Source organism: Actinoplanes sp. SE50/110, from assembly GCF_900119315.1.
GTDB lineage: Bacteria > Actinomycetota > Actinomycetes > Mycobacteriales > Micromonosporaceae > Actinoplanes.
Genome location: NZ_LT827010.1, coordinates 2,260,145 through 2,271,650 on the forward strand (window position 1 = coordinate 2,260,145; position 11,506 = coordinate 2,271,650).

Sequence of the window (11,506 nt, forward strand, 5' to 3'; positions counted from 1 at the left end):
GCCAAACTCACGCGGGGCGGGCCAGCTCGGTGATGATCCGGTCGATCTCGGCCAGCGCGTACCCGGCCAGCCTCTCCTGCGCGGCGATCGCGGCCGGGTCGGTCTCCTCCAGGTCGCCGAGGACGACGATGTTCTCGTCGTTGAGGGTGGCGGCCGGCGCCGTGTAGTTGAAGCTGCCGACGATGGTCAGCCGCCGATCGATCACCATCAGCTTGTGGTGCACTTTGCGCACCCCGTTGCCCGGCGTGTTCTCGTACAGCTGCGCCCCGGCCTTCTTCAACGGCACCGTGGCCGCCCACTTCTGTGACCCCTGCCCCCGGTCGAGGACGCCGCGGACCGGGATGCCGGCCTTGAGCATCCAGCCCATCGTGTCGTCGATGCCGGACGACTGGGCGAAGGTGAACATCGCGAAGTCGACCCGCTCGGTCGCCTTCAGCATCTGCTTCATGATCTCCATCTCCGGCCCCTGATCGGGCGCGAAGACCGGTTTGACGCGGAGCCCGCCGAGCCGGAACTCGCTCGGGCGCGGCTCGACCCGCTCGTGCAGCGCCCCGAACGTGCCGCTGCGCAACCGCTCGAACTCGGCCAGATAGAGGTCGGTCGCCTGCCTGCCGTGCAACACCACCACGTGGTTCAGGTTGTTGCCCGGCTTGTCGAGCATGTCCGGCGGGTTGGTGCCGGTGTCGGTGTGGGTGAAGTTGGCCGAGCCGGTCAGCACCGCCGCGGTCGGCTTCCCCGGGTCCCGGACGATGAACTTCTGATGGAAGATGTCCGGGTTCAGGTCGGTGATCAGGTCGATCCCGGCGCGCAGCAGCGCCGCGTGGATCACCCGGTTGCCCTCGTTCTCCCCGGTGGCCGCCCACGGGTCGGCGACCGGTTTCTCCTCCCGCAGGTAGTCGCCCTCCAGGATGATCTGCGTCCGTACCCGCCGCGCCCGGGCGGCCAGGATGTTCTCCGCGATCAGCCGCGAGTCCAGCTCCTGCACCGCGATCAGCAGCCGGCTGGTCGCACCGTCGATGAACCCGCGGATGACCGCGTCCAGGTCGTCCGGCGCCCCCAACACCGGGGGGCCCGCGTAGAACTCGATTCCACCACCGAGGTCGACACCCATAGGGCCGAGTGTGCGCCGGTCCCGTGGCCGATGAGTGTCGGCTGGGTGACCGGCGTGGACGGACGACCCGGACGGGGGACGGCGCGGGGGCCGGACGGCTGGGTCACCGTGTCGCGCAGGCGCATCCGCCGCCGGCGCATCCGGCGCGGTGGCGTCGCCGCGCCGTCCACCACCAGGCGCCGCCGGCGGCCACGGCGAGCACGACAGCCGCCCCCGGCATCCGGTCTCCGGCGGCCGCCCAGCCGGCCCCGGAGACGGCACCGGCGGCGAGCAGCGCCGGAATGGCACAGCAGGCGGCGCACGCCAGTCCGGCGAGACCGACCAGCCCGGCGGGCAGCAGGCGACGCACGCGGTCAGCGAGAGACATCCTCGACTCCTCCCCGCATCGGCCCGGCCGCTGATCCGGCGGCCCCCGCGATGGTGACGAACGGAATCGGACAGCACGGTTGCCCGGCGCAGGCGACCAGATCGTCACAGCCGGCATCGACCGCCGCCCGCAACGTCCCGGCGATCACCTCCAGGTCGGCGATCTTCGCCTGCACCTCGGCAAGCTTCGCCTTCGCCCGCTCCTGAAGCCCGGCGTCCGGCCGCCCATGCCGATGCCGACCGGCCGCGAGCAACTCGGCCACCTCGTCGAGCGTGAACCCGAGCCGCTGCGCCGCCTTGATCACCCGGAGGACGGTGACCGCCTCTGCCGGATAGAGCCGGTGCCCGCCGAGGCTGCGCTCCGGTTCCGCGATCAGCCCCCGCCGCTCGTAGTAGCGCAGGGTCTGCAGGTTCACCCCGGCCGCCTCGGCCACCTGGCTGCTCCGCAGCCCGCTCACGCCCGCACCCGCCCGCCGGCCTGCCGGCGGAGCCCGCCCCGGGCACCGGCCTGTCCGGCGGCCCGCTGCTGCAGCCCGTCCAGGACACCGATCTGCCCGGCCGGGACCGTGACCCGCACCCGCAGCGCCGCCGCATCCGCCTCGAAGGCGAAGGTGAAGAACGAGCAGCAGCCGCTCTCCCGCCCGGCCGCCTCCCGAGCCTCCGCCTCGGCAGCCGGATCCAGCTCCCAGCACAGCGTCGTGGGCGAAAGCCGCCGCTGCCCGCGCAGCGCGGTGGCGAACAGCCTGTCGAACTCGGCCACCCGCAGCGGCCGGTCAGCGGTGGGCAGGGTGCACGCTTCCGGCACCCACGCATCGTCTTCAGGAGGGGTCATGCCGTCGACGGTAAGCCTGTACCCAGGTACCGGATGCAACCCCGGGGTCGCCACCGCCGGGAATCCGGGAAGAAGAAAAGACTCGAGCAACATCGCGGCGGCCCGGCCATCCGACCGGACGCTATGGTGTCGATCGACAACGAAATCTCGGCCCGGTCGCGGCACCTGTCCGCCGGACGTCAAAGGATCCGTGCAATGCCGATTACCAGTGCCCGGTTCGTCTGGCCGATCGGCGACGGCCTGGTCCTGATGCCGCGCACCCCGGCGATCGCCATTGCGTACCACGCCCTGCTGGCCGCCAACCATGCCCGCCTGGCGCTCTGGTCGCCGGGTCTCGGTGAACCGACCCCGGAAGGCACCCGCACCGCCCTGGCGACCGCCGCGGCCGCCTGGCTCGCCGGCACACGCCTGCCCCTCGCCATCGGCGTGCCCACCGGCAACGGCCACAACCTGGTCGGCGCGACGAACCTGACCATCGATGCGCCGACCGCATCCGCCGAGCTCGGCTTCTGGGTCGACGCCGCCGCCGAGGGCCGTGGAATCGTCAGCCGCACCCTGCACGCCGTGCTCGACCACGCCTTCGGCGACCTCGGCCTGCACCGGGTCGAGATGCGCACGCTGACCACCAACCACCGCAGCCACCGTCTGGCGGACCGCCTCGGCTTCCTCCGCGAGGGCGTGCTGCGCGACGCGGTCCGCTTCCCCGACGGCCCCCGCGACGTAGCGGTATACGCCCTGCTCGCCAAGGATTTCACCCCGCCGGCCGCGAGGTAGCGGAGCCCACCGCCGGGGTCCGGACACAGGATCTGCGATGCCCGGCCATCGGCATGCTCGGTAGGGGCAGGCGCCTGGCAGCCCTGGCCCCCGCCGTCGCCGAACCAGCGGATTCCTCGACCACCTCACCCGCGACACGACCGCCGTCGGATGCCGGCTCAACATGTTGTCAAGCGGGCGTACAGGGCCACGAGGTCGGCCTCGGGCAGACCGTTGTCGAGGAGATAGTCGGGCATTGTCAGTGCCTCGACAGTTGCGGTCAGTGACGCCGCGATGGTGGTGTCGTGGCCGTTGAGCAGCTCGTTGACAGCGGTGAGCTGGTCACCGGCACCGAGTTCGGCATACCGCCGCCTCATCCGGTCGAAAGTCAGCAGATAGTCGGCGATGATCTCCCCGGGTGTCGCCGCGGCCAAGGTCAGCAGCACCAGAGCGAGCAACCCGGTACGGTCCTTTCCGCCGGCACAGTGGAACACCACGCATCCCGGGGCGGCGGTCGCGATCGCCTGGACGGCGGCGACCACCAGTTCGGGGTGCTCGGCCAGCATCGCCGGGTAGTGCAGCGGTGACGCCAGATTGTCGATCCTCTGCCAGCGCTCGTAGAACGGTGTACCCGGCGGCTCCAGCGGGACCCGCACCGTGGTGATGCCCGGCGGTCTCGACGCGACCTCCGGCCGGCACTCGCTCGCATGGCGCAGATCGACCACGGTGCGGACCCCGTGCGCCCAGGCCGCCGCCCACCCGTGCCGGCTCAGACGGGTCGGCGCCTCCATCCGGACCACCGCGCCGGGCCGCACCCGTCCGAGGCCGCCCAGATCGCGAACGTTGACACACCCGTCCCACGTGAGCTCCCGGCCACCGGCCACGTCCACAGCGCCCTCCGACAACCGCATCGTCAGGGCCAGAGTAGGTCGCGGGTCCAGGTGGGGTCGGTGCGGGTGTAGCGGAGGCGGGTGTGCCGGCGCTGATGGTCGCCCTGCCAGAATTCGACGGTGCCGGCGGTCAGGGTGTGCAGCGTCCACTCCGGAACGACGTGTCCGGGGTCGGCGAGGATCCGCTCGTGGGCCGCCCGCACGGCCGAGTCCAGGGTTTCCCGGTCGGTGAGGGGTCGGCTCTGCCGGCCGAGGGAGGCTTCGGCGCGGGAGCCGGCCGGGCGGGCCAGGAAGTCGGCGGCGCTGCGGTCGGGCGGTTCGGGGCGGACCGTTCCGCGGACCCGGATCTGACGGGCCTGCGCCGGCCAGTAGAAGGTGAGCGCCGCGCCCGGGTGCCGGCTCAGATCCCGGCCTTTCGGGCTGGCCGCGTGGACGGCGAACTGCCAGCCGGTGGCGTCGACGTTCTTGAGGATCAGGACCCGGGCCGCGGGGACGCCGTCGTCTCCGATCGTCGACAGGGTCATGGCGTGCGGCTCGCGGACACCGGCGTCGACCGCCGCGACGAGCCAGTCGACGAACAGGGTCTCGGGGTGCGGCGGGGCGGCGGCCGGGTCGAAGCCGGGCAGGTCGCCGGCGAACACGGCCAGGCCGCGCAGGTATGGCCGGATGTCGGTCGTCGTCACGGGGTGACGCTAAACCTGTACCCCGGGGTGCGGGTCAAGACGTGAGCCGGGGCCGATGGGATGACCCGGACCCGCCTCCCATGGCGGATACTGGCCGGTAACCCCGATCGGAAGGTGGTGGACGTGAGCCACACGGCGTATCGCACGTGTCCGCTCTGTGAGGCGGCCTGCGGCCTGGAGCTGACCGTCGACGAGGGCACGGTGACCGCGGTCCGCGGCGACCGCGACCATGTTTTCAGCGGCGGTTTCCTCTGCCCCAAGGGCGCGACTTTCGGGCGGCTCACCGACGATCCCGACCGGCTCCGCCGGCCGATGATCCGCCGGAACGGGCGGCACGAGGAGGTCTCCTGGGCTGAGGCGTTCGCCGCGGTCCAAGAAGGCCTTCGGCCGATTGTCGAGCGGTACGGGCCGCAGGCCGTCGCCGCATACCTGGGAAACCCGAACGTGCACACGATGGCCGGCGGGCTGTATGTGACGCCGCTGCTGAAAGCGCTGGGCACCCGGAACGTCTTCTCGGCCAGCACCGTGGACCAGATGCCGAAGCACGTCTCGTGCGGCTATCTGTTCGGCAGCCCGCTGGCCATTCCGGTGCCGGACCTGGACCGTACCGACTACCTGCTGGTGCTCGGCGCGAACCCGTGGGAGTCGAACGGCAGCCTGGCCACGGCGGCCGACTTCCCGGGGCGGCTCAAGGCCATTCAGGCGCGCGGCGGCCGGTTCGTGGTGGTGGATCCGCGGCGGACGCGGACCGCCGAGCACGCCGACGAGCACCTGTTCATCCGGCCGGGGACCGACGCGTTCCTGCTGTTCGGCATCGTGCACACGTTGTTCGCCGAGGGGCTGACGAAGCTGGGCGGGCTCACGTCGTACGTCAATGGTGTCGACGAGGTGCGCCGCCTGGCCGGGAGTTTCCCGCCGGAGCGGGTCGCCGCGGTCTGTGATGTTCCCGCGGAGCGGATTCGCGGGCTGGCCCGCGAGTTGGCGGCTGCGCCGACCGCCGCGGTCTACGGGCGGATCGGCACCTGCACGGTCGAGTTCGGGACGCTGACCAGCTGGCTGGTCGACGTGGTGAACGTGCTGACCGGGAACCTGGACCGGCCGGGCGGGGTGATGTTCCCGCTGGCCGCGCATCTGCGGCGCGGCTCGTCCGGCGGGCGTGGGTTCCGCACCGGGCGGTGGCGCAGCCGGGTGCGCGGGCTGCCCGAGGTCAAGGGCGAGCTGCCGGTGGCGACGCTGGCCGACGAGATCGAGACGCCGGGTGACGGACAGGTGCGGGCGCTGCTGACGGTGGCCGGCAATCCGGTGCTGTCGACGCCGAACAGTGAGCGGCTGGACCGGGCGCTGGCCGGCCTCGACTTCATGGTCAGTGTCGACCCGTATCTGAACGAGACCACCCGGCACGCCGACGTGATCCTGCCGCCGCTGGACGCGACCCGCAAGGGGCACTACGACTTCTCGTTCCTGGCCCTCGCGGTGCGCAATTTCGCGGCGTACTCGCCGCCGGTGCTGCCGCCGCGGCCCGACGAGCGGGACGAGTGCGACATCCTGGCGCAGCTGACGCTGATCGTTTCCGGGCGCGACGGGGAGCCGGCTGACCTGCACGAGGCGCTGCTGAGCGGAGCGCTCGGCAAGGTCGCCGAGGCGACCGGACGGCCGGTGGACGAACTGCGGGAGTTGGTCACCGGGGACGGCCCGGCGGAGCGGCTGCTCGATGTGGCGTTGCGGACCGGGGCGTACGGCGACCTGTTCGGCGCCGCGCCGGAGGGGCTGTCCCTGCGGCGGCTGATCGAGTCCCCGCACGGGGTGGACCTGGGGCCGCTGCGGCCGCGGATCCCGGAGGTGCTGCGGACGCCGAGCGGGCTGGTCGAGCTGTGCCCGCCGGAGCTGGCCGCCGAGGCGGACCGGCTGCTGGCCGCGGTCGACCGCCCCCGGCCGGAGATGGTGCTGATCGGACGGCGGCACCTGCGGTCCAACAACAGCTGGATGCACAACGTACCGGCGCTGGTGAAGGGCCGCGACCGGTGCACACTGCAGGTGCATCCGGCCGACGCGTCCCGGCTGGGGCTGGCCGACGGCGGGTCCGCGGCGGTGTCGTCGCGGGCCGGGAGCCTGGCGGCGCCGGTCGAGGTGACCGACCGGGTGATGCCGGGCGTGGTGAGCCTGCCGCACGGGTGGGGGCACTCGCTGTCCGGGGTGCGGCTGGCGGTGGCCGCGGCGCATCCCGGGGTGAACTCCAACGTGCTGACCGACGAGCTGGTCCTGGACCCGCTGTCCGGCAACTCGGTGCTGAACGGCATCCCGGTCGAGCTGAAGCCGGCGTGAGCGTGGACGAGCCGATCAGGATCGGTCTGGCGCTGGGCGGGGGTGCGGTCCGCGGGGCCGCCCACATCGGCGTCCTGGACGCGCTGGACCGGGCCGGATTGTCCCCCTCGGTGGTCACCGGGACGAGCGCGGGCGCGCTGGTCGGTGCGCTGTATGCGGCCGGTCGCACGCCGGCCGAGATCGCCTCACTGGCGCAGACGTTGCGGTGGGCGCGGCTGGTGCGCCCCGGGCGTACCCGCAAGGCGCTCTTCGAGACGAGCAAGCTCGGGCTGTTCCTCGACTCGTCGCTGGCGAGCGTGGACTTCGCCGATCTGAAGCTGCCGTTCGCGGCGGTGGCGTGCGAGTTGACCACCGGGCGGGAGGTGGTGATGACCGACGGCCCGGTGGCGTCCGCGGTGCTGGCCAGCGCGGCCATCCCGGGCGTCTTCCCCCCGGTGGAGCGGGACGGGCATCTGCTGGTCGACGGCGGCATGGTGACCATGGTCCCGGCCGCCGCGGCCCGCCGGCTGGGCGCCGACCTGGTGATCGCGGTGGATGTCTCCGGGCCGCTGCCGCGCCGGCCGCCGACCACGCTGCTGCACATCATGGTGGCGGTCAGCACGCTGCAGCCCGGTGGCACCGACCGGCTGGCCGAGGAGTCCGACCTGGTGCTCTGCCCGGAGGTGGACGAGTACGCGTTCTGGGAACTGGGCCGGATCCCGGAATTCGAACAGGCCGGCCGGGTGGCGACCGAGCGGGCGCTGCCGCTGCTGCGGGCGCTGATCGAGGCGTGGTCGGCGCGCCGGGCGTGGGAACGGGAGCGGAATCGCTGACCCGCTTGCTATGCAACAAGTTGCATAGCATGATGCCGGGCATGGCCCTGGAACACGCGATCCTGGTCTCCCTGCTGGAGCGGCCCGGCTCGGGATACGAGCTGGCCCGCCGCTTCGAGCGGTCGATCGGCCGGTTCTGGACCGCCACCCACCAGCAGATCTACCGGGTGCTCAAGCGGATGGAGGCGGACGGCTGGGTCACCGCGCTGGAGGTCGGCCAGGACGGGCGGCCCGACAAGCGGGAGTTCTCCGTCTCGGACACCGGCCGCGCGGTGCTCACCGGCTGGCTGCACGAGCCGGTGCAGCCCGAGGCGGTCCGGCACGACCTGGCGGTCAAGGTGCGCGGGGCGGCGTTCGACGACGCGGCCGGGCGGGCGGCGCTGATCGACGAGGTGGTCCGCTACCGCGCCGAGCATGAGGATCTGCTGGCCCGCTACCTCGCCGGAGAAAAACGCGATTTCTCCGAAAAAAAGGGACAGAAGCTTCAGCACGTCGTGCTGCGCGGCGGCATCGCGTACGAGCGGATGCTCCTCGCCTGGCTCGACGACGTTCTCACCACGCTCCGAGAGGAATTCTGACCAGTGCTGTTCAACCCGGCCACGGCCGACTTCGCGCGGTTCGACGCGGAGACCCGCCGCCTGCTGCGCGCCACCGTCGACTTCTTCGAGGCGCGCGGCAAGCGGGCGCTGATCGACAGCTACATCAACCGGACCTGGTACGCCGACTTCCTGGACTTCGCGGCCAAGGAGGGGCTGTTCGCCACCTTCATGACCCCCGGCGGTGACGGCGACAAGCGGTGGGACACCGCCCGCAACGCCGCGCTGAGCGAGATCCTCGGCTTCTACGGACTCGATTACTGGTACGTGTGGCAGGTGACCGTGCTGGGCCTCGGACCGGTGTGGCAGAGCGCGAACGCGGACGCCCGCGCGCACGCCGCCCGCCTGCTCGACGAGGGTCACGTGATGGCGTTCGGCCTGTCCGAGAAGGGGCACGGGGCGGACATCTACGCCACCGACATGGTGCTCACCCCGGCCGGGGACGGCACTTGGCGGGCCAACGGCACCAAGTACTACATCGGCAACGGCAACGTGGCCGGTCTCGTGTCGGTGTTCGGCAAGACCGACGACGGCTACGTGTTCTTCACCGCCGACAGCCGCCATCCGTCGTACCACCTGATCAAGAACGTCGTGAACAAGCAGATGTACGTCAGCACCTTCGAGCTGCGCGACTACCCGGTGCGCGAGCAGGACATCCTGCACACCGGACAGGCCGCCTTCGACGCCGCGCTGAACACGGTGAACGTCGGCAAGTTCAACCTGTGCACGGCGGCGATCGGCATCTGCGAGCACGCCATGTACGAGGCGGTCACCCACGCGCACCGGCGGATGCTGTACGGCAAGCCGGTGACGAATTTCCCGCACGTGCGGCGGGAACTGGCCGACGCGTACGTCCGCCTGGTCGCCATGAAGCTGTTCAGCGACCGCGCGGTCGACTACTTCCGGTCGGCCGGCCCCGACGACCGCCGCTACCTGCTGTTCAACCCGATGACCAAGATGAAGGTCACCACCGAGGGCGAGCGGGTGATCGACCTGATGTGGGACGTGATCGCGGCCAAGGGCTTCGAGGCGGACACCTACTTCGACAAGGCCGCGATGGACATCCGGGGCCTGCCGAAGCTGGAGGGCACCGTCCACGTCAACCTGGCGCTGATCCTCAAGTTCATGCCGAACTACCTGCACCACCCGGTTTCCTACGACCCGGTCCCGACCCGGGACGATCCCGCGGACGACGAGTTCCTGTTCCGCCAGGGGCCGGCGCGCGGGCTCGGGGCGATCCGGTTCCACGACTGGCGGATCGCCTACGACAAGTTCGCCGAGCTGCCGAACGTGGCCCGCTTCCGCCGGCAGGCCGACGCGCTGTGCGAGCTGTCGGTGGCTCCGGAGCAGCACGCCGACCTGGACTTCCTCCTGTCGGTGGGCCAGCTGTTCGCACTGGTCGTCTACGGGCAGCTGATCCTGGAACAGGCCGAGCTGACCGGCCTCGACGCTCAGCTGCTCGACGCGATCTTCGAGGTGCTGGTCCGGGACTTCGCGCAGTACGCCACGGACCTGCACGGCAAGACGACGACCACCGACGAGCAGGCGGCGTGGGCGCTCGCCCAGGTGCTCCGCCCGGTCGCCGACGAGGCCCGCACCGCCGCGGTGTGGGAGCAGGTGCTGGCGCTGGTGGGTGCGTACGAGATGCGCTGAACAAGGGGCGCTGGTGGGCGGAATCGGTCGCTGCGACGGGCGGCCGGCTCCTCGGCCCGGATCGCGTCATGAGCCCGTCGCGGGTTGGCGGGGGCCTGCCGGGCAAGCTGGTCCCAGCCGTCCGCCGCGGCCGAATTGGCGAACCGCAGGTCGAACTCGCCACCGACCGGCGGTGGCGCCGCACGATCACCTCGCTTCGGACTCACTGCACCTCGGTCCCCACGACGGCCTGCCCAAGGTCTCCTTCCGGTTCCCGGGTGAGGATCTCCAGCAGGGCGGGGTCGGCGTGCACCTCCGCGGTGTGCCGCCACTGGGTCAGCAAGACCGCCACCGGTGACAGGTTCGCCAGCGACGCCGCGCCCTGCGCCACCGCGATCAGCTCCATCAGCAACTGGTCGACATCGGCCTCGGGCAGGAACGTCACCCAGGGCAACGCCTCGGCCAGCACTGCCCGCACCGCTCCCGGCGGCTGCGTGCGAACCAGGCCGGCCAGCAGCCGGGCGGTCAAATCCACCACCACGCCGTCCCGGTCCAGCTGCTCCACCCGCATCAAGGCGAGGTCATCCGCATCCCGGCGTCGTAGCCGCAGCGCCCGCACCACCTCCAGGCGCTCGGCCGCCGCCGCCGGCCGGTGCAGGAACTCGCTGAACGGAAGATCCTCGAACGCCGCCGTCATGACATCCACACTACCGTGGAACTCTGCCCACGAGCAGCTCGGCGGGCGGCGGAAGTGGACCAGCGGATGCTGAGCCGGTTCTGTCCCCGCATGATTCCGGCTCGTGAGGCCGTCGGTGGGAACACGGCGGCCGATGATCTCGCACAGGTTCGGCGCCCGGGGCAGGCTCGGCACCGCCGCCTCGCCGTCGGTCGGCATCCGGCACAGCAACCCTGTTCCTCACCCAGCTGATCATCGTGGTGCTGGTCCTGCTGCGGCACACCGGTGACCGGGCGCTGGCCCGGGCGATGCGCGCCGGCCTCGGGCTGTCCACGGTGGGGATGCTGCTGCCGGTCTACTGGATGGCGACCAGCATCCACCAGCGGACCGTGCTCGACGCGAACGGCCGCCCGGTGACGATGTATCAGGGGCACGGGGTGGGCGGCGATCCGGACGGGACCGGGATGCCGATCACGCACTGGAACGCGACCGGCGGCGACATCCGGGTGCCGCACTTCGTCGGGCTGCACGCTGTTCACATGCTGCTGATCACCGCGGGGCTGCTGGCGGTGGCGGCCCGGACCCGGCCGTGGCTGACCGAGGCGGTGCGGCGGCGGCTGGTCGGGATCATGGCGCTAGCGTACGGCGGCCTGATCGGCATGCTGGCCTGGCAGGTGAACCGGGGGCAGTCGCTGATCCACCCGGACGCCCGCACGCTGATCGGTCTCGCCGGATGTCTCGTGCCGGCCGCCGTTGCGGTGACCGCGGTGATCATGAGCGCGCGGCGGGTGGGGGAGCCGCATCTGATGGCGGCGCCCACCACCGCGTAGGGG

13 protein-coding genes are annotated in these 11,506 nt (G+C 71.7%); 6 read left to right on the forward strand and 7 right to left on the reverse strand.

Going from position 1 to position 11,506, the window contains the following annotated elements:
* Positions 1-7: 7 nt before the first annotated feature.
* The 4 genes from ACSP50_RS10140 to ACSP50_RS10155 form a co-directional block, all read right to left on the reverse strand.
* Positions 8-1,111, reverse strand: coding sequence for a phosphatidylserine/phosphatidylglycerophosphate/cardiolipin synthase family protein (locus ACSP50_RS10140; RefSeq protein ID WP_014689085.1), 1,104 nt, complete (start codon positions 1,109-1,111; stop codon positions 8-10).
* 103 nt (positions 1,112-1,214) lie between these two features.
* On the reverse strand, positions 1,215-1,478 hold the full coding sequence (locus ACSP50_RS10145; RefSeq protein WP_014689086.1) for a hypothetical protein: 264 nt from the start codon (positions 1,476-1,478) through the stop codon (positions 1,215-1,217).
* Positions 1,465-1,935 carry a MerR family transcriptional regulator gene (locus ACSP50_RS10150; RefSeq protein ID WP_014689087.1) on the reverse strand — a complete coding sequence of 157 codons (471 nt, stop codon included), beginning with the start codon at positions 1,933-1,935 and terminating at the stop codon, positions 1,465-1,467. The genes ACSP50_RS10145 and ACSP50_RS10150 overlap by 14 nt, the downstream gene beginning before the upstream one ends.
* On the reverse strand, positions 1,932-2,309 hold the full coding sequence (locus tag ACSP50_RS10155) for a hypothetical protein (RefSeq protein ID WP_052311547.1): 378 nt from the start codon (positions 2,307-2,309) through the stop codon (positions 1,932-1,934). The genes ACSP50_RS10150 and ACSP50_RS10155 overlap by 4 nt, the downstream gene beginning before the upstream one ends.
* Positions 2,310-2,504: 195 nt before the next feature.
* On the opposite strand from ACSP50_RS10155, the gene ACSP50_RS10160 reads away from it, so the two are divergent.
* Positions 2,505-3,083: a GNAT family N-acetyltransferase gene (locus tag ACSP50_RS10160; RefSeq protein ID WP_014689089.1), complete on the forward strand. Its 579-nt coding sequence runs from the start codon at positions 2,505-2,507 to the stop codon at positions 3,081-3,083.
* Between the two features lie 158 nt (positions 3,084-3,241).
* Here the strand turns inward: ACSP50_RS10160 and ACSP50_RS10165 are convergent, their stop codons facing one another.
* Both ACSP50_RS10165 and ACSP50_RS10170 read right to left on the reverse strand, forming a co-directional pair.
* Positions 3,242-3,973 carry a tyrosine-protein phosphatase gene (locus tag ACSP50_RS10165; protein WP_043511135.1) on the reverse strand — a complete coding sequence of 244 codons (732 nt, stop codon included), beginning with the start codon at positions 3,971-3,973 and terminating at the stop codon, positions 3,242-3,244.
* 2 nt (positions 3,974-3,975) lie between these two features.
* The gene (locus ACSP50_RS10170; protein ID WP_014689091.1) at positions 3,976-4,635 is read right to left on the reverse strand and encodes a pyridoxal 5'-phosphate synthase; all 660 of its coding nucleotides are present in this window, start codon (positions 4,633-4,635) and stop codon (positions 3,976-3,978) included.
* Between the two features lie 123 nt (positions 4,636-4,758).
* Between ACSP50_RS10170 and ACSP50_RS10175 the strand changes: the two genes are divergently transcribed.
* The 4 genes from ACSP50_RS10175 to ACSP50_RS10190 are packed head-to-tail and all read left to right on the forward strand — an operon-like array spanning position 4,759 to position 10,018.
* Positions 4,759-6,957 (forward strand): molybdopterin oxidoreductase family protein, encoded by a 2,199-nt coding sequence (locus tag ACSP50_RS10175; RefSeq protein WP_043513866.1) that lies wholly within the window; start codon positions 4,759-4,761, stop codon positions 6,955-6,957.
* Positions 6,954-7,769: a patatin-like phospholipase family protein gene (locus ACSP50_RS10180; protein ID WP_014689093.1), complete on the forward strand. Its 816-nt coding sequence runs from the start codon at positions 6,954-6,956 to the stop codon at positions 7,767-7,769. Before ACSP50_RS10175 ends, ACSP50_RS10180 begins: the two co-directional genes overlap by 4 nt.
* A gap of 41 nt (positions 7,770-7,810) precedes the next feature.
* Positions 7,811-8,347 carry a PadR family transcriptional regulator gene (locus tag ACSP50_RS10185; RefSeq protein WP_043511137.1) on the forward strand — a complete coding sequence of 179 codons (537 nt, stop codon included), beginning with the start codon at positions 7,811-7,813 and terminating at the stop codon, positions 8,345-8,347.
* Between the two features lie 3 nt (positions 8,348-8,350).
* Positions 8,351-10,018, forward strand: coding sequence for an acyl-CoA dehydrogenase family protein (locus ACSP50_RS10190; protein ID WP_014689095.1), 1,668 nt, complete (start codon positions 8,351-8,353; stop codon positions 10,016-10,018).
* Positions 10,019-10,220: 202 nt separating this feature from the next.
* Here ACSP50_RS10190 and ACSP50_RS10195 read toward each other — a convergent pair whose 3' ends face one another.
* Positions 10,221-10,694, reverse strand: a complete 474-nt coding sequence (locus tag ACSP50_RS10195; RefSeq protein ID WP_043513868.1) for a hypothetical protein — start codon at positions 10,692-10,694, stop codon at positions 10,221-10,223.
* A 236-nt stretch (positions 10,695-10,930) separates the two neighbouring features.
* On the opposite strand from ACSP50_RS10195, the gene ACSP50_RS10200 reads away from it, so the two are divergent.
* Positions 10,931-11,503 carry a hypothetical protein gene (locus ACSP50_RS10200; RefSeq protein WP_014689097.1) on the forward strand — a complete coding sequence of 191 codons (573 nt, stop codon included), beginning with the start codon at positions 10,931-10,933 and terminating at the stop codon, positions 11,501-11,503.
* Positions 11,504-11,506 lie beyond the last annotated feature (3 nt).

Excerpts from the sequence above, each read along its gene's own strand:
- ACSP50_RS10145 (WP_014689086.1), bottom strand. The coding sequence starts at position 1,478 with ATGTCTCTCGCTGACCGCGTGCGTCGCCTGCTGCCCGCCGGGCTGGTC.
- ACSP50_RS10185 (WP_043511137.1), top strand. The coding sequence starts at position 7,811 with ATGGCCCTGGAACACGCGATCCTGGTCTCCCTGCTGGAGCGGCCCGGC.
- ACSP50_RS10140 (WP_014689085.1), bottom strand. The coding sequence starts at position 1,111 with ATGGGTGTCGACCTCGGTGGTGGAATCGAGTTCTACGCGGGCCCCCCG.
- ACSP50_RS10155 (WP_052311547.1), bottom strand. The coding sequence starts at position 2,309 with ATGACCCCTCCTGAAGACGATGCGTGGGTGCCGGAAGCGTGCACCCTG.
- ACSP50_RS10165 (WP_043511135.1), bottom strand. The coding sequence starts at position 3,973 with ATGCGGTTGTCGGAGGGCGCTGTGGACGTGGCCGGTGGCCGGGAGCTC.
- ACSP50_RS10160 (WP_014689089.1), top strand. The coding sequence starts at position 2,505 with ATGCCGATTACCAGTGCCCGGTTCGTCTGGCCGATCGGCGACGGCCTG.
- ACSP50_RS10195 (WP_043513868.1), bottom strand. The coding sequence starts at position 10,694 with ATGACGGCGGCGTTCGAGGATCTTCCGTTCAGCGAGTTCCTGCACCGG.